The sequence below is a fragment of the Picosynechococcus sp. PCC 7117 genome (assembly GCF_001693275.1).
Classification (GTDB): domain Bacteria; phylum Cyanobacteriota; class Cyanobacteriia; order Cyanobacteriales; family MRBY01; genus MRBY01.
Map to the genome: position 1 here is coordinate 2,369,210 of NZ_CP016477.1, position 16,665 is coordinate 2,385,874.

A 16,665-nucleotide genomic window follows, 5' to 3' on the forward strand; every position below is an offset into this window, starting at 1 on the left:
TTCAATTGTGGTCTGGGGTACGGGCCAGCTCCGGGACAGGATGGCTCAAAAACGTAAAGTAAAAAGAAGCCCCATAACTCTGGGGATCGAGTTCACCGGGGGTAAACCAGTCTGGCGGTGGATCACCGGCCAGCTCACCATTGCTCTCAACCCAAATTTTGCCACCCATGAGATTCACCAGACGTTTGGCGATCGCCAACCCTAAGCCACTACCCCCGTAGCGACGACTAATGGAAGCATCAGCCTGGATAAAGGGTTGAAATAGTTGATTGAGTTGCGCAACCTGAATGCCAATGCCCGTATCTAAAATTTGAAAACTCAGTTCCTCCGTTGGGGGGTCGCTCAGGGACGGCACCGTGTGGCTTGTGATCACCAATTGCACAGATCCCGTTGCCGTAAATTTGAGGGCATTACCCAAAAGGTTAAACAGAATTTGCCGCAGCCGTAAATCATCCCCCATCAAAATATTGGGAATCGAATCCGCCACACAATATTGCAAATCAATATCCTTTTGGTCGGCCTGTACTTTCAGGAGGGTGAAGACAGATTTCAACAGTTCCTGAAACGAAAAACAACGGGCTTCTAAGCGGAGGCTGCCCGACTCAATCCGAAGAAAATCAAGGATATCGTTGATGATATTCAGTAGGGTTTTACCACTGTCTTCAATAATGGCGACCAATTCTGCTTGATCGTCCTTGAGATCCATAGTCAGTAGCAATTGGGCCACACCAATTACCCCATTTAGGGGCGTGCGAATCTCATGGCTCATGTTGGCGAGAAATTCACTCTTTTCCTGGGCCGCCATTTCTGCGGCTTGTTTAGCTTGGATAAGGTTTAGTTGTCGTTTCAGGGCTTGATTATATTTAACCAAGAGATTTTCCCGCTGCTGATGGGCCAATTCTTTCTGGGTCGCCAGCTCTTCGAGGCGTTGATTTTGGCTGGCAAGGGTTTGATTCATCGCCTTGAGATCGGCTTTGGCTTGCTTTTTTTCGTTTAGTACCGCGATTAACATCAACGTCATCAGGCCAATGCAGGCAATAAAAAATTGCGAAAGCAGCAGGGAATTACGTAACGACTCCCCCACAAAGGTGCCATAGCCCTGGACGGTGCTAATCGCCACCATCAAAACGATCATCACCATCAGGAGTGTTGCGCCAACTTCTTTAAACTGAAAGGTTGTCCACACCAGGAGAGGGGCAAGGAGATATTCACCGTGGTAGCCGTTGATCACCAGGTGACTAATGCCGAGGGTCAGGGCGGCGATGCTGATGGCCGCTAACCAATATTTTTTGAGGTGATGGATAAATTCACGGTAGCCATGCTGGGTGGCAATAATTAGAGGCGCAAAAATGAGAATGCCAAAGCTGTCACTGAGAAACCAAGTCCCAGCAATTTCTGGATACAGCGACCAAGGGGCTTTTCCGGCCAGGCAAACGATGAGGGCACAGGCGATCGCCACGGGGAGGTGGCTCAGGATGCAACTGTAGAGGATAAAATTTTGGGTCGTCTCCGGTCGGTCTAAAAAATAACGGTGTTGGTTGCGACATTGTAACCAATAGGCCGCTAGGACTTTTCCGGCGGTGGCGATCGCCGTAATGCCGAGGGTCATCAACAAATTAGGCACACTGAGCCAAGCTTGGTAAATGACGATCTCTGCGACCAAAATGCCCCCCAAGACCCCCCACCACATGGGTAGTCCCCACACGACCAGGAAGCCCACCGCTAGCCCCCCCGGAATCCAAATGGGCGTCGAACCTGTTTCTGGGTAAACCGTAAAATTGTGAGAAAACAGGGCCGTAACACAATAGGCGATCGCCACGACCACGTGCTTCCACCAAGGTTCCGGTTGATGAATCAAAAAACGGGAAGACAAACGAGATAATGACGACAAAACCATCACAGAGAAAAGATTAGGGAAAATAATTGGCTACCGATGACTAGATTCTATTGTGGGGTGTGCTCGAATCGTTCATGACACCTATGCAATGAATCTCTAAGTACCTCGTCACCGAGCCAATCCCCCAGTATTCTAGACGCGACAAAATTTGCGGTCATTATCAAATTGTGGTTCCTGCCAAGAGTAAGCAAAATGACTCACCTGGGTAATGTCCGGGAAGCTAGCTTTGATGGCGGCCATTTGATCCTTGAGGGAAGGGCGATTATCCTGGGCACGGTTCCAATCTCCCGCCAAGGCCGGAATAATCTTTGTCCCCGCTGGCGCAAACTGACGCACCCGGTTAATTTCGTCAACGATGCAACTGCTGTTGCCACAGACGGCATAGGCCATGGGGTGCCACTCCATCGAACCAGGAAATTTATCCCAAGGTTGGAGGCGAGAATCAAAACCCCGTTGGCCGACGGGTTGATTACCCCCCGGAAAAAATACGGCCCCCGCAGGAATATTGCGACTTTGGGCCTGGGCGGCGGCGCTGTTTACAAAATCCACAACCCCTTGGGCCGCATGGCTGACAGTGAGATACCAAAGTTCAGCGACAAGGCGTTGATGGAGAACATTGACGTCTAGATCGGCTTCATCCCCCAGGATTTTTCGACCCTGCCACCGGGGCGTGCCTTCTTCGGGGTATTGGGCTAAAACTGCCGCCACATCCCCGACGGTAATGTTGCCCTGGCGGAGATATTTTTCGATGAGGGTTAGACCCTGACGATTTTCGGCGCGGTCGTAGAGGGCTTGGGCTGAGGCGGGGCTATAGATCCACAGATCTGCCACGGAAGCAGCCACGGAGCGGGCACCGGTGCCCCGGGGGTAGCGGATGTAATCAAATAAAATGCCATCGGGTTGCCGTTGGAGCATCTGATTGACAAGATTTTTATAGTCGGCTTGGGCGATCGCATTGTAGGGATCAGCGAAGGCTTGGGCACCATCTTGGACAAAGTCGAGGCTAGTTTCACCATAACCATTACGGGCCATGGCACTTTGGCGATCGCCCCGATTTCCATAGACATAGCCGTAGTTCATCCCAAAGAGCCAAGCATAGACCTCTAGACCACGCGCTCGGCCTTTCTCGATGATTTCAGCCATCACATCGCGATTTTCGAGGCCGGGGGTTTGGATACGGGATGGCCAGGGGGTATTGTTTTGGTTTTTGGGTAACAGGGCCTGGCTATCGGCAAAGACTTCGAGATAAAGCTGGTCGTAGCCTTTATTGACAATGTCGTCGAGAATCCGCTCAATCATCCCGGCTTTTGTGTCGCAAGGATAGACACGGAGCCACATGGCCTGGTGCCGTGGCCAGTAGGTTTGACGGCAACGCTGCAGTTGATCTTTGTGTTGTTGTAGGAGCGCTTGGTACTCGGCTTGGGCGCTACGATCACCTTGGATCGCGGCGGCGCGCCGTTGATCTTTCGCGGCGATCGCCCCAGCATTGAGGCGACAATATTCGTCTAGTTGATTATTGACTTGGGCCTGGGCGGTGAGGGGATCGATACCGAGGGAAAGGCCACCCAAACCAAGGGCGAGACAAAAGGCCTGGAGACGGTGACGCCAAGGTTGCTGCCGGGCCTGGGTAATTTTTCTGGGGCAAGTTCCCGTTGATGGTGGCCGCTGATCCATAAAATACTCACACTTGAAATAATGACAAAATAACTAGAAATCGGAATCGTGGCGATCGCCTTTTGCCGTCTTAAGGATAGCCAAAATTTCCAGGGACTACACGGCCCCGTTGCAAAGCCAAGAATTCAAACGCGCCACAATTGTTCCCCAAGGTCAGGCTAGGGGCGCTGGGGGGATGGGATTTCCATGGTGTCCGGCAGTTCAAACCCGGAGAGGTCTAGGTTTCCGGGTAAAGATTCTTGGGCATATTGGAAAGAACCGGGCAAAATTTCTTCAAAGAAAAACAAGGATAATTCTTCGGTGAGGGCCGCTCCAAGGCTTTCGCCTAATTTGTCGCCCAGATTGAGGTTCGTCACTCCTGTAAGGCTAACATCCGGTACGGTAATCTGCCGGGCGATCGCCTGCTCCTGCCAGGGCACCGTGAGGTTTAAATTCACCTGGATATTTTGCACCGCTAGTTGATCCACCGTAAATGTCGTGGTGGGTTGGCCATCGGCCGTGGTGGAAGCTTGGATCTGTGGCTCTAGTTGTTCGATCAATTGGGCGATGTTGACATTGGGTAGGGCACCCACAAGGCGCGGATCCGGCAAGTCATTTAGATCACCTTCGATGTTCACTGTGACCCCTTCGAGGTTGGCGATCGCCACCTGGAGGGGTTTGCCTTGCAGTTGGGGGTTTTGCAGTTCGATGTGACGAATTACCAATAGATTTTCCCCAGAAAAGCCCGGCACATTCGCAAAGGCCAAATCATGGAACATCACCCGACGTTGGAGGAGTTGCACCTCGGTCTGCCCCACTGCTGCCTCAATGCCCGTGCTCTCAGTGAGTTCGCTTTCGAGTTCCGTTTCCAGGCGCTGGCCTAACCAGTTTTCCGTTGCTAGCAAAGCTCCACCCCCCACTACACCGAGGGCCAAAATTGAACTCGCAATGATCAGGATGGGTTTTTTCATCAAAATGCTCCGTTATGCCAGACAGACCGAGTAGAACGATTCTTTGCCCAAGGGTAACATCACCAAGATTCTCCAGATTCGAGGGCGGGCCAGTCTCCGTTTGTGGCTGCGGTTGGCAACACCTGACAGTCTTGGCTCACTTTACGGCTTTCTTGTTGGGAGTGGGGGTCAAGGGCGATCGCCTCAAACCTCAACGCCAAAGCACCGGGGGGAATCGAAACCACTTGGCGACAATAAAGCCGTCCTTCGGGGCCTGGGGTAAAGGTCATTAGTTGAAATGGCCCGGCTAAAAGTTCCCGTGTTTGGCGATCCTGGAGCCACAGTTGTCCATGGAGGCGATCGCCCCCGGCGGGTAAACTCAATTCAACAACGGCTAAATCTGCCACCTGGTAAGCCGTTTTATCAAGGTGAAGCTGGGGTTCTGGAATCGGTAATGGTGGTGGATCAGTTTGTGTTTCTGGAGCGAAAGGCATTTCCGACTCAGGGAATTCGGCAGTTGTTTCTGGGGTAGCTTCCGGTACCTCTTCTGGGCTTTGGACTTCAAGTTGCTCATCCCAGAGGCTATCAACAACAATTTCCAAGCGGGGCGATGGTGTCGGTGTTGGGTTCTCTGCTTCTAGGGTTGCTTCAGGGGGGACTGTCGGCGGTTCCGGCTCCGGCATTAACCAGGTGGAATCTTCCCCATCCACGGCCAGGGCATTTAACCGGGTAAAAAACCGTGAATTCCAATCCAAATCCTCTGCCGGATGCGTTTCTGAAGCTTCGGCAGCAGGGGGATTAGAGTCTTGTGCAGCAGTATCTTTGTCTGTCTTTGGTGCCGCTGTCTGGGGGTCATTATCTTCTGAGGCTTTTAGGGCATGATCCGACGAGCTTACAGGTGCTTCATCGGTCGGTTCAGTTTGGTCTGACGGGGGAACATCAGGTACAGTTGCCTTGGCAGTGAAGTTGGGCAATTGCAGGCCCGTGGTTGACTTTTGACCTTTGGTTTTGAGCTTGGGGGGCAGAATGGTCGGGGTTTGCTGACTTTGGGGCTGGGGACTAGGAGCCACGGCCTCAGGGGTAGGAAGCTTGAGGGGTTTAGGTGTGGGCGTAGTTGGCGCTGGGGAGTCTGGTTTTGGGGGCGCGGTTGCTTGGAGTTGACTGGCGATCGCCCCATAATCTGCCATGAGGCTAAAGGTTTGCTGGGCGAGTAATACCTCTGCCTCTGTGTGTAGGGTGATTTCTCCGACCAGGAGCAGAGTTGTTAGAGGCCCATCGATGGTAATGGTTTGGCTAAAGGCACAGGGAAAATCATCAAGGGCGATCGCCGCCGTTAAGGTGGTTACCACTGTGGCTGTCTGGGGATCCCGAAGGGTAAACGTTAGGGTGCTAGGCTCAGAAATTGGTTGGCGATCGCCAGCGGCGGGATTGGGTTGAATGTCTCCCCGGAGTTCCGGTGCATGAGTTGTGTCCCAAGGATAAACGGTCTGCGCCAGGACAATCTGATAGGGGAGTGGGGCCGGAGGAATATCCAAAGTGGGCGGCGCGGGTGGTGCAGCGGCAATTTGAGCTTGGGCCACTTGATCCATTTCTGCCCAAATCGGCTCTAATTCTTCCCTGAGCAGCTCATCTAATGCCGTGAGGGAATTTTCTAGCAGGGCGGTGGCGTGTTCCTCTTCATCTGGTTCTGGGGATGCTGGGGGTGTGGATGTTTTTGACGTTTCTAACAGAGTGGGAGCCTCATCTACTCCGGCTAATTCTTCTAACGTTTCATGGTTTGCTGCACTTTGGTCAGCGTCGGCCAAAGAATTCATCACGGGTGTTGCTGCTGTTTCCTCCCGTGGAGGGGGAATGTCGTCGCTTATTTTTTGGGTAGACTGATCTGCTGTTTCTGGGTGACTGTCTGCTAAGGAAAACGTTGTTTCAAAGGAAAAGACATTGGGGTTTGGGGGCAGCGGCAACGGCTTAAATGTTGGCTGGGTGACCTGGAGCGTGAGACGTTTTTCCCAGGGGTTAGTCACCTCAAGGCTCCGGCAGATGATCACCCATTCTCCAGTGCCGAGGTGTTGCAGGGGCATGATCGCAAATAAGCCCTGGTCGGTGGTGACATCTATGCGCTGCGACCTTTGTCCTTGGGGGAAGCAAATCTCACAGTGAATTTCTACTTGGGCGTCGCCCCGGGCAGCTAGACGATACTCCCCAGGCGCTAAGCTCAGGGTCTCGGTCTGGAGGATGTCCCAATTGCGATCGCCTTTTTTTTGTAGCAGAAATTGCCAGTGCACCATCGACGCCTCCTCTGGGATTCTAATGTTTTGCCTGCTGAATTTTTTGACGCCACGACTCAAGATTTCCCAGCAGATCTGCTTGGGCCAGGGTTTCTTGGGCCTTGGTCTGGAGCCACTTGAGTTGTACCTGCTGGTTGGCGGCTTCTTCATCGCCGAGCACCAAACAGGCGATCGCCCCACTACGGTCAGCCCGTTTAAATTGCTTCCCAAAGGCACTACCACTGAGATCAAGCTCCACCGAGAACCCCGCAAAACGCAACTTATGGGCCAAAATCACAGCGGCGGCCTCGGCCTGTTCTCCTTTGGAAACGAGGTAAAAATCAAGTTGGGGGCCGGGGGCTTCTCCCAATTGTTGTAACAGGATCACCAAACGCTCTAAACCAATGGCCCAACCTACTGCTGGCGTTTCGGGGCCACCCAATTCCGCCACGAGGCCATCATAACGCCCGCCTCCACAGACCGTGGCCTGGGCACCGAGGTCGCTGGATTGGATTTCAAAGGCGGTGTGGGTGTAGTAGTCTAGGCCCCGCACGAGGCAAGGGTTTAACACATAGTCAATGCCCAGGGCCGTGAGGGAAGCTTGCACTTGGTCAAAATGTTTTTTTGAGTCATCCCCCAGATAATCCAGGATACTGGGGGCATTTTGGGCGATTTCCTGGGTTTTTTTATCTTTGCTATCCAAAATGCGCAGGGGATTGCGCTTGAGCCGCTCCTGGGAATCGGCATCGAGATCCGCCTTAAAAGGGAGTAAGTAATCCACCAGAGCTTCACGATACCGTTGGCGATCGCCGCCATTCCCCACCGAGTTTAATTGCAGGCTGAGATTTTTCAGGCCCAGTTTCTGCAAAATTTCCGTGGCGATCGCCATCACTTCCACATCGGCGCGGGGATCCGCACTGCCAAGCACCTCGACCCCCACCTGGTGAAATTGCCGTTGACGGCCCGCCTGGGGTCTTTCGTAGCGAAACATTGGCCCTGTGTACCACAGCCGCTGCACACCACCTTGGGCAAACAATTTCCGCTCAATATAGGCCCGGACTGCCCCTGCTGTCCCTTCAGGCCGGAGGGTAATCGGGCGATCGCCCCGGTCTGTGAAAGAATACATTTCCTTACTGACCACATCCGTCGCCTCACCAATCCCCCGCTCAAACAGGCTGGTCTGCTCAAAGATGGGCGTGCGGATCTCCTGGTACATCGCCCGGCCGAGGCAATCGCGCACCACCGCCTCCACCTGCTGCCAGTAGGCGATCTCCGGCGCAAAAATATCCTTTGTTCCTCGTAAAGCTTGAATTGTTGCCATTATGTCTAGAAAAAAGTACCAATCCCAGCTTATCGGGATGGGGCGTTGTTATTGTTCAGCAGAGGTAAAACTACCATGTATCCTGCCCCAAATGCTGTCAAAATCATGGCGATCGCCGCTACCAAGAGCACCCAAGCACTCACCCCAGCATCAAAATCCGTCCTACTCTCAAACTGCTCCGGGGGAACCGTCGTAAACTGCCGTACAGGTTCTGGTGTCGGTAGAGCCGCGATCACATTACTCGCAGTTGGCTTTCCCTGTGGGGGACGGTGGTGGGGCGTAACCGGTGGCAGTGGCTCGATGCCAAAATCGTGGCGGTTGACCATTTCCTTGAGGCGCTCTGTAGATTGCACTACCTGATGCACCTGGTTATATAGCTTCCGGTTGTGAACCCGTAACTGTTGATTTTCCTGCTGGAGGGCTGTCATCTCCGCTTGGGTGGCCCGGAGTTTCTCGGCCAGTTGTTGATAAACAGAAATGGGTACCGAAGCACCACTCTGGGGTAGGGGCGTAACGTTATCGAAGCTCGGAGAACTAGAAGGATTGGCAATCATGGTCAGCTCACACCAAAAAGAGCAAATATCCCTACATTATGATCGAATTCCAGGATTGTCATCTGTCGTGGGGAGCCAATCTACCTCAGGGGCCGTAGGTTTCCGACAGGGGACGGGCGTAGGGTTGTAAGGTACCCTGGTTTACCGTCAAAATTTGTGAATGCTTTAGCCAGTCTGCCCCAAAGGAATTGAGGTGAGTGGTTGTAATCAGGGTTTGGAAACGGGTTTGAATCGTGTCTAGCAGTTGATTTTGGCGGGAGGGATCAAGCTCAGCCAGGACATCATCTAAAAGCAACAGGGGCGGTTCTCCGATGATCGTCTCAATGAGTTGCAGCTCGGCGAGTTTGAGCGCTAAAACCAAGGTGCGTTGCTGCCCCTGGGAGCCATAGAAGCGGGCGGGGGTGCCGTTAATGGAAAATTCGATTTCGTCCCGGTGGGGGCCAACCATGCTGCTGCCCTGGTGTTGTTCTGCTTGGCGGCGTTGTTCTATTTTGTCGAGGCAGGCCTGTTGCACATGGTGGGGGTCATCCCGTTGCCAGGGAATATTGGGGCAGTAGGTGATTTCTAAGGTTTCGGTTTGGCTACTGATATCACGGTGCCAAGCTTGGGCCAGGGGCATCAGCCTGAGCAACCCCCGCGATCGCCTTCTGGTGACCCGCGAACCTGTAGCTGCCAATTGCAGATCCCAGAGGGTCAACTGTTGGGTCAAATCAGTGGGGATCGCCGCTTGGTTCCGGTGGAGTTTTTTGGCCGTCCTTAAGAGGGCATTGCGTTGCTTCAGCACCTGTTGATACTCCTGCAAAATCCGGGCATAGACAGGTTCTAACTGGATCAAAAGATTATCAATCCATTGGCGACGACAGTCAGGCCCACCCCGCACGAGGTCTAAATCAAGGCAGGAAAATTCCACGGCATTGAGGGTACCGAGGCCATCGAGTTGGCGACGGAGGGTTTCGCCATTGAGCTTGAGGGTGCGTCCCCCCTGGTTGCGGAGCAAAAGATCAAAGTCAACGGTGCCATAGCCGCGCTGAATTTGGGCTTGGATGCGGGCGGTGGCTTCCCCTTGTTTCACTAGGTCGGCGTCCCGGCTGGTGCGGTGGGTTTTAAGGCTGGCGAGCAGTTCGACGGCTTCGAGGAGGTTTGATTTTCCCTGGGCGTTGTTGCCGATCAAGATGGTTTTTTGGGCCGAAAAATCAACGTACTGATGCTGGTAGTTGCGAAAATTACGGAGGTGCAAGGTTTGCAAATACATTCTTTTTCTGTCGCCCAAGTCCCGAAACAGAACCCTGATTTTAGCGTGTTATGCCCAGGTTAAGGCAGTGGCGATCGCCTGGGGAATCGCAAACCAAAAATTGAGCCTGATTAATCACAGAAACGGTAATTAATGTGACCGCCGGCTTCGGCCATGACAGATGTCCAGGCGTAATCCTGCTGAAAGGGAATATAAAGCCAAGTTCGCCCGGTGGTGTCTTCACTGAGGTAGGCGGGCGATCCTGTCACCATAATCTGACTGCCGTTGCTGAGAAAGCCCACAACTGGCGCTGAGACAGTGGGTTCCTGCCTAACATTAAGACCCGTCCCCAAATCACTCTGAACGATCAAACAACCGCGAGAGGGTTGATCATTTAAGGTGGCTGTACTGGTGTGTTGGGCAACGATTTGATCATTGACGAGGCAGCGATATTGCACCTGACCTGTGCCAATGGCTTTCACTAAACTATTTAAGCGATATTCAAAAACGGGTTCTTGCTCTGCTGCTGTGGCGGCTTGGGTGCAGGTATATTCGTAGTCCATGTAGCCCCCCAGTTCCAGATTAGAAAACCCCGCACTAAATGACCAGTTGTCGTCTTCTGTTTCGTTGGGTCGCCAGGGTTCCCAGCCGGGTTCCGGATTGGCGATCGCCCCTGGGGTCGCACCCAGCCAACACCCGATCGCCAAACAAAATAGGTAAGGTTTGACTCGCACCATGTTTTTTCTTCCTTCCCTTGCAGATGACTTTGTTTCCACATTAGAAGGAAATCTTAGATCTGAAGCCCAGAACCGCAGATAATGTCCGGAGCTTAGGACAAAGTCAGGGCGGTGGCGATCGCCCAACCATCCACGAGGCACAGCAGCACCGTAAACCCCAGCAAAATCATGTACATCCACGGTTGAGACAGGGGCCGCACATCGCTGGTATCAATATTGGTTTGTGCTTCAATCAAGCCCACCATCTTCGCAAAACCTGCCACCCGCATCGGTAACAAATAAGCGCGATCGCGTTCTGGGGTGACGAAATAATAAACCAAGCCCCCTTGACCCGTGGTGCGCATTTTCAGTTGGTCGATTTTTTCCCAGGGCAATGACCAGCCCTTACGGGTCAGCCAGCGGAACCAAGTCGGATAGGTGACGGTAATTCCGGTTTCATCCAGACAGACTTTTTCACTGAGGGCACCGTAAAGAAAAATCGCCCCCAACCCCAAACCAACCCAGAGAAGTGCTGGCGAAACAGGGGCTTGGGTGACGTCCGCTAAAAACGGAATCGGGACTGTGAGTGAAACATAGAGACTCAACAGGGTAATGCGGATGAGGGGTGAAAGATTAAAAGTGGTCGCCATCGTCATTGCACCAAAATTGCTTGATTTCCTAAAACGTTTGGTTGAGCCAATCACGAATTAAAGGATTGACCAGTTCCGGTGTGTCGTCATGGGGGCAATGGCCGGACTCTAGGTAATGTTCCACGAGGCTAGGACAGTGTTGTTTAAACTTTGCGCCCCGCTCCCGCGCCCGAATCCAGGGATCTTTTTCACCCCAAATCATCAATAACGGTCGATCTAGTGCTTCCAGGAGATGATCGACTTTGGCTCCTTCTGGGGTGTTAAAAACCGCCGCGAAAACCTTGGCTGCCCCCGGATCATTGGAAGGGCGCTGAATTTCGTCGATCAAACGTTCGGTCACCGCCCCTTGGTTGACGTAAACCTTTTGCAGAGTTTTACGGATGGTGGCGCGCCGTTTGGTGTATTGGAAAATAAGCTGGGTCGAAAGGGGACTAAACAGAACTTTGCGGAGGGCTTTTTTCCAGGGTGAAGGTTGGGCCTTAACTTGGTCACTGAAGGGGCCAGCACTGTTGAGGAGAATAAGACCTTTAGCAACCTCTGGACATTGGGCTGCTGCACAAAGAGACGCATAACCTCCCAGGGAATTCCCGGCTAACACCACGGGTTCACCAATGACTTCGTTAATAAAATCCCGCAGTTGATCCCGCCACAGAGCGCCGCTATAAACAATGGGAGCCTTTGGCGATCGCCCGAAGCCGAGTAAATCAATCGCCCACACCGAAAAATCCCCTTGTAGTACCGTAATGTTTTTGCGCCAGTGGTCTGTGGAAGCCCCAAAGCCATGGACTAAGAGTAAGGGAGGTTTTCCTTGGCTGGTGCCGGCCTGGACATAGTGGATGTTATAACCCCGCCATCGCCAAAACTGACTGGGGGGATTTTCAGCGAAAACATGGGGGGAAACGGTCGCACTCATCGGAGATTTTTTTGTAAATAAATGTTAACTACTGCCATTGTATCGTTTTCTTCCGGGGGGTTCTGGGACGATCGCCGGGTGAGGTTCCCGTGAAATTTGTGCTATAACCTAAGCGACGGTTTTTGATTGTGACATTGTTTACTGCGGCAAAAACTCAACAGTTGCCGAGACAGTAAAAGTTCATCTTTTCCCTTGAATCCAATATTGCCTAGGAGGTTTCTTCATCATGTCTACCGGTGTGATCGAACAACGTTCCACTTCGACCATCCGTAAACCAGCCCCCCGCTACCGGGTACTGCTCCATAACGACGACTTTAACTCCATGGAACATGTGGTACAGACCTTGATGCAAACGGTGGCCGGTCTGACCCAACCCCAGGCGGTCAGTATCATGATGGAAGCCCACACCAACGGCATTGCCTTGGTGATCACCTGTGTGCAGGAACATGCGGAATTTTATTGTGAAACCCTGAAAATGCACGGCCTCACCAGCACCATCGAGCCGGACGAGTAGAGATATTTTGCTTTTTTAATCAAGGCGATCGCCAGATTGCGGCCCAGAAACAGATTAAATAGAAGGTGGCAAACCTCAACGACTTTTTCCCTTGAAACGATTTTGGCATCTCTGTAAAACCACCCCAGTACCCCTGCGGCTGGGACTTTTTTTCTTGAGTTTGGGGATCATCTGGCTTCCCCTCGCGGCCCCGTTGTACCTGATTTTTCGCGCCGACGAAAACCTGACCACCATCCTGACCATGGGACTGTTGTTTGTGGAATTTTTGTTTTACCTGCCCTTTTGGGTGAAGCAAGTCCACGGGGAAACGCAACCCTTCCGGCGCTATGGTTTGGTGTGGCAACGGGCGAATGGCGTGGATTTGGTTACAGGTTTGGCCTATGGCCTGGGGTTCACCTGGGCTTTGCTGATTTTTGAAGATCTGTTGGGTTTTATCGAGATTATTCCGCCTACAACGGCCTTGATTCGCATTGTGATCGAAGGAGCCTTGAGCGGTCTGGGGGTGGCCCTCGCAGAAGAATTGGTCTTTCGGGGCTGGGTTTATGACGAGCTAGAGCGGGACTATGGCTCAAAAATAGTGCTTTGGGGCAGTGCGATCGCCTTTGCGGTTTTACATTTCCTGAAACCCCTCCCGGAGATGATCCGAACGCTCCCGGTATTTCCCGGTTTGGTGCTATTGGGATTGACTTTAGTTTGGGCGAAGCGATCGCGCTTTGGTCGCCTCGGCAAACCCATCGGTCTCCATGGGGGCTTAGTTTGGGGCTATTACATTTTTAATGTGGGGGGTTTGATCCAATCCAAAGAAGGCGTTTCCCCTTGGCTAACGGGCGTTGACGGCAATCCCCTTAGTGGCCTGTGGGGCATTCTCTTCCTCGCAGTATTGGCCTGGCTTATGGCCCGCGCCGCCCAAAAATCCCAAAAACCCTCTCCCCTAGAGGGGAGTTAGAGGGGTGGCCCTAGAGGGGAGTTAGAGGGGTTTTAAACTGGAGAGAACTTAGAAAAATGTCTCTACTGCGCTTTGTGACCTTTCCCGAAGAATTTCGGCGGTTCCGCTAGGGTAAAGACTTCGGTGTGGGTGGCGATCGCCTCGCGGACATGGCGAAAAGTTTGCAACATCCCCAACAGCGTTAAGCCATCGATAATCTTGAAGCCACCGGTGGTTTGCTCAGCCAAAAGTTGATCCACGGCTTCCGGGTCGGGGCGCAGATTCAAATCCCCATCGGTGCAGATCGCAAAACCCCAGGGGGAGCCGTAGCTCGAAATGGGTGTCGAGTAGGAGGAAACATTAGTGTAAACGGCCTTGAGGGTGTTCACCAGCCGCGCATGGAGCCGCAGATTCGCCGGAGCCGTGGGGCCAGCCTGTACTGCCACAACCCCACCGGGCGCGAGCACATCCTTCAATTGCGTGAAATATTCCTTGGTAAAGAGCTTAAAGGAAGGGCCTTCCTCGATGGGATCAGACAGGTCAGAAATGATCACATCCCACTTCTCGGTGGTGGTTTCTAAAATCTTAAAGGCATCTTCAATGCGCAGATCGAGGCGTGGATCATCAAAGACCCCCTGGTGCATCTCTGGTAAAAATTCCTTACAGGCTTCTACTACTTCGCCATCGATATCGACCATCATCACCTTTTCGACGGACTGCCAGCGCAGCACTTCGCGCACCGTTGCCCCTTCCCCAGCACCGAGAATTAACACTTTTTTCGGCGCACCGTGGGCAATCATCGCCGGATGAACAAGGGGTTCATGGTAGAGAAATTCATCGCCGGTACAGGACTGCCATTTTCCATCCAGCACCAGGGCTTTACCATAGGCACCGCTTTCAACGATCGCCATCTCCTGAAATTGGGTTTGTTTATAGGCCAAAATCTTGGTGATCCCGTGACTATAAATATCCCAGGGCGTAATGTACTCGTTAATCCAATAGTCGGCTTTGACTTCGCTACCTGCCATAATTTTTCCCTTCTGACAATTGACCGGATACCAGTATCGCAGACTTTTTCATTTTTTTAGTGATCGCCCCCCAAAACCTTGTCCGGTAAGCTTTTTAAAACTTTATGCTTCCTAAAACTCTGGGGATTGAACCCGCGTCAGTGACTCCCTAGGCCAAAAGGCGATCGCCAAAAAGACAATCAATGCATTGATCCGTAAACTTGCCGTGAATAACCATTGGGAATTAACTTCATTTCTGCTATCTCGAACCCACAGCTTTCCATAAAAACTGAAAGTACAATATTTTTAGAAAAAGTACATTACTTTTTAGCCAAAATGGAACTATTTTTTTTGGCATCAAAACTATTTTACGATTGCTAGAATAATGCTATTGTGAACTGGTTTTTCACGATTTAAGTCAGTCCTTCAAAAAAAGATTACTTCTTGAACCATCAACAATCTAAATGCCTCCCATGATGCCCTGAATGTCGCCTAAGATTTTTAGCAGTCAAATCAAATTAAACTGGTCACTGCCTTGATATTTGGCTGAAAATTCCCCCCTGAATTTACCTCGACTTTTGCAAAGATTAACCTTCATTTAACCTCCCTAAAAACTTTGCTTAAGGCTGATGGACTTTTTGGAGAGAGGAGAGAAAAAACAAACATAAATTCTGCATTGATTTTCTGTAGTTATGGTATAAACATCTTGAAAAGTTTTGTGAATCTCAATTCATTTTTTCGAAGATTTACAAATTCATCAGAGCTTCAGAGAGTTTAAGCCTAGAAAAATCGCTCTAATCTTAATCTCTGACTAGCAGTCAATGCCTGAAAGCCTCGATCTCGCTAAAAAGTTTTAATCCATCGCTCACTTACGCTTAATTGCACAGTACACAATAGAGGAAACTATGAAACAGAGCGCTACTCGCCTCCGTACCTTATCTTTGGGTCTTGCTGGCCTCACCCTTACCGCTGCACTTGCAGCTTGTAATACTACCCAAACACCGACTGAAGGCACTGGCACAACTGATGCTCCTGCAGATAGTGCGTCTGGTTTGTCTGGCGATGTCCTCATTGATGGTTCTAGTACCGTTTTCCCGATTACCGAAGCCATGGCCGAGGAATTCCAAATCGCAAACCCCGATACCCGCGTAACCGTTGGGGTTTCCGGGACTGGTGGTGGCTTTTCTAAGTTCTGCGCTGGCGAAACCGATATTTCTAACGCTTCCCGCCCGATTTCCACCGAAGAAATCGAAGCTTGTGAACAGGCTGGCATCGAATATATCGAAATTCCCGTTGCCTATGATGCGATTTCCGTTGTTATTAACCCCGAAAACGACTGGGCCACTTGTTTAACCACCGAAGAATTGGCTAGCATTTGGTCTCCTGATTCTCAAATTAACAACTGGAGTCAAGTACGGGAAGGCTTCCCGGATGCTCCCCTCACTCTCTATGGGCCAGGGACTGACTCTGGGACTTTCGACTACTTCACCGACGCCATCAATGGTGAAGAAGGAGCTAGCCGGGGTGATTACACTGCCAGTGAAGATGACAACGTTGTTGTCCAAGGGGTTGTTAATGATCCCAACGCCATGGGCTACTTCGGTTTGGCTTACTACGAAGAAAATGCTGACAACTTGAATGCGGCGGCCATTGATGACGGCGATCCCAGCAATGGTGATGGCTGTGTGGCTCCTAGCACTGCGACGGTAGACGACTCTACCTATCAGCCTTTGGCTCGCCCGATTTTCATCTACGTCAGTGCAGCGTCTTTGGATGAGAAGCCCCAGGTTCAAGCTTTCATGGACTTCTACTCGGCTGAAGAAAATTCTTCCCTCGTTTCTGAAGTTGGCTATGTTGCCCTCAATTCTGAACTCTACGCCAAGGCCCAGGAACGCCTTGCTGCTCGCACCACTGGTTCGATCTTTAATGGTGGTTCCACCGTCGGTGTTCGATTGGGTGAAGTTCTCTAGGTTTTATTTTTAGGTTTCGCTGGGGAGTGGGGCAGATTCATTCAGAAAAGGCCCGACTCCCTTTATGCTTTGAATGAATGCCGCTGTTTTTGTAGTGGCA

14 protein-coding genes are annotated in these 16,665 nt (G+C 51.7%); 3 read left to right on the forward strand and 11 right to left on the reverse strand.

Annotated elements, in window-relative coordinates; genetic code table 11:
- Position 1: 1 nt before the first annotated feature.
- The 10 genes from AWQ22_RS11445 to AWQ22_RS11490 form a co-directional block, all read right to left on the reverse strand.
- Positions 2 to 1,897 carry an MASE1 domain-containing protein gene (locus AWQ22_RS11445; RefSeq protein WP_065711159.1) on the reverse strand — a complete coding sequence of 632 codons (1,896 nt, stop codon included), beginning with the start codon at positions 1,895 to 1,897 and terminating at the stop codon, positions 2 to 4.
- A 132-nt stretch (positions 1,898 to 2,029) separates the two neighbouring features.
- Positions 2,030 to 3,571 (reverse strand): hypothetical protein, encoded by a 1,542-nt coding sequence (locus AWQ22_RS11450; RefSeq protein WP_157094619.1) that lies wholly within the window; start codon positions 3,569 to 3,571, stop codon positions 2,030 to 2,032.
- Positions 3,572 to 3,729: 158 nt separating this feature from the next.
- A complete protein-coding gene (locus AWQ22_RS11455; protein ID WP_065711160.1) occupies positions 3,730 to 4,521 on the reverse strand; it encodes a hypothetical protein in 792 nt (263 codons plus the stop codon).
- 59 nt (positions 4,522 to 4,580) lie between these two features.
- A complete protein-coding gene (locus AWQ22_RS11460; RefSeq protein ID WP_065711161.1) occupies positions 4,581 to 6,785 on the reverse strand; it encodes a hypothetical protein in 2,205 nt (734 codons plus the stop codon).
- Between the two features lie 19 nt (positions 6,786 to 6,804).
- Positions 6,805 to 8,085: a histidine--tRNA ligase gene (gene hisS, locus AWQ22_RS11465; protein ID WP_065711162.1), complete on the reverse strand. Its 1,281-nt coding sequence runs from the start codon at positions 8,083 to 8,085 to the stop codon at positions 6,805 to 6,807.
- Positions 8,086 to 8,114: 29 nt separating this feature from the next.
- Positions 8,115 to 8,639, reverse strand: coding sequence for a hypothetical protein (locus AWQ22_RS11470; protein WP_065711163.1), 525 nt, complete (start codon positions 8,637 to 8,639; stop codon positions 8,115 to 8,117).
- 85 nt (positions 8,640 to 8,724) lie between these two features.
- Positions 8,725 to 9,891, reverse strand: a complete 1,167-nt coding sequence (recF, locus tag AWQ22_RS11475) for a DNA replication/repair protein RecF (RefSeq protein WP_065711164.1) — start codon at positions 9,889 to 9,891, stop codon at positions 8,725 to 8,727.
- A gap of 110 nt (positions 9,892 to 10,001) precedes the next feature.
- Complete coding sequence (locus AWQ22_RS11480; protein WP_157094620.1) at positions 10,002 to 10,607, reverse strand: SH3 domain-containing protein; 606 nt, start codon at positions 10,605 to 10,607, stop codon at positions 10,002 to 10,004.
- Positions 10,608 to 10,699: 92 nt separating this feature from the next.
- Positions 10,700 to 11,242 (reverse strand): hypothetical protein, encoded by a 543-nt coding sequence (locus AWQ22_RS11485; RefSeq protein ID WP_041443603.1) that lies wholly within the window; start codon positions 11,240 to 11,242, stop codon positions 10,700 to 10,702.
- Between the two features lie 22 nt (positions 11,243 to 11,264).
- Complete coding sequence (locus AWQ22_RS11490; RefSeq protein ID WP_065711166.1) at positions 11,265 to 12,149, reverse strand: alpha/beta fold hydrolase; 885 nt, start codon at positions 12,147 to 12,149, stop codon at positions 11,265 to 11,267.
- A gap of 226 nt (positions 12,150 to 12,375) precedes the next feature.
- On the opposite strand from AWQ22_RS11490, the gene clpS reads away from it, so the two are divergent.
- Both clpS and AWQ22_RS11500 read left to right on the forward strand, forming a co-directional pair.
- Positions 12,376 to 12,663: an ATP-dependent Clp protease adapter ClpS gene (gene clpS / locus AWQ22_RS11495; RefSeq protein ID WP_012307878.1), complete on the forward strand. Its 288-nt coding sequence runs from the start codon at positions 12,376 to 12,378 to the stop codon at positions 12,661 to 12,663.
- 91 nt (positions 12,664 to 12,754) lie between these two features.
- Positions 12,755 to 13,609 (forward strand): type II CAAX endopeptidase family protein, encoded by an 855-nt coding sequence (locus AWQ22_RS11500; RefSeq protein WP_065711167.1) that lies wholly within the window; start codon positions 12,755 to 12,757, stop codon positions 13,607 to 13,609.
- Positions 13,610 to 13,671: 62 nt separating this feature from the next.
- Here AWQ22_RS11500 and AWQ22_RS11505 read toward each other — a convergent pair whose 3' ends face one another.
- Positions 13,672 to 14,616 carry a spermidine synthase gene (locus tag AWQ22_RS11505; RefSeq protein ID WP_065711168.1) on the reverse strand — a complete coding sequence of 315 codons (945 nt, stop codon included), beginning with the start codon at positions 14,614 to 14,616 and terminating at the stop codon, positions 13,672 to 13,674.
- A gap of 884 nt (positions 14,617 to 15,500) precedes the next feature.
- Here AWQ22_RS11505 and AWQ22_RS11510 point away from each other — a divergent pair.
- Entirely contained in the window at positions 15,501 to 16,565 is a 1,065-nt protein-coding gene (locus AWQ22_RS11510) for a PstS family phosphate ABC transporter substrate-binding protein (protein ID WP_030007350.1), read from the forward strand.
- The last annotated feature ends 100 nt before the right edge of the window (positions 16,566 to 16,665 follow it).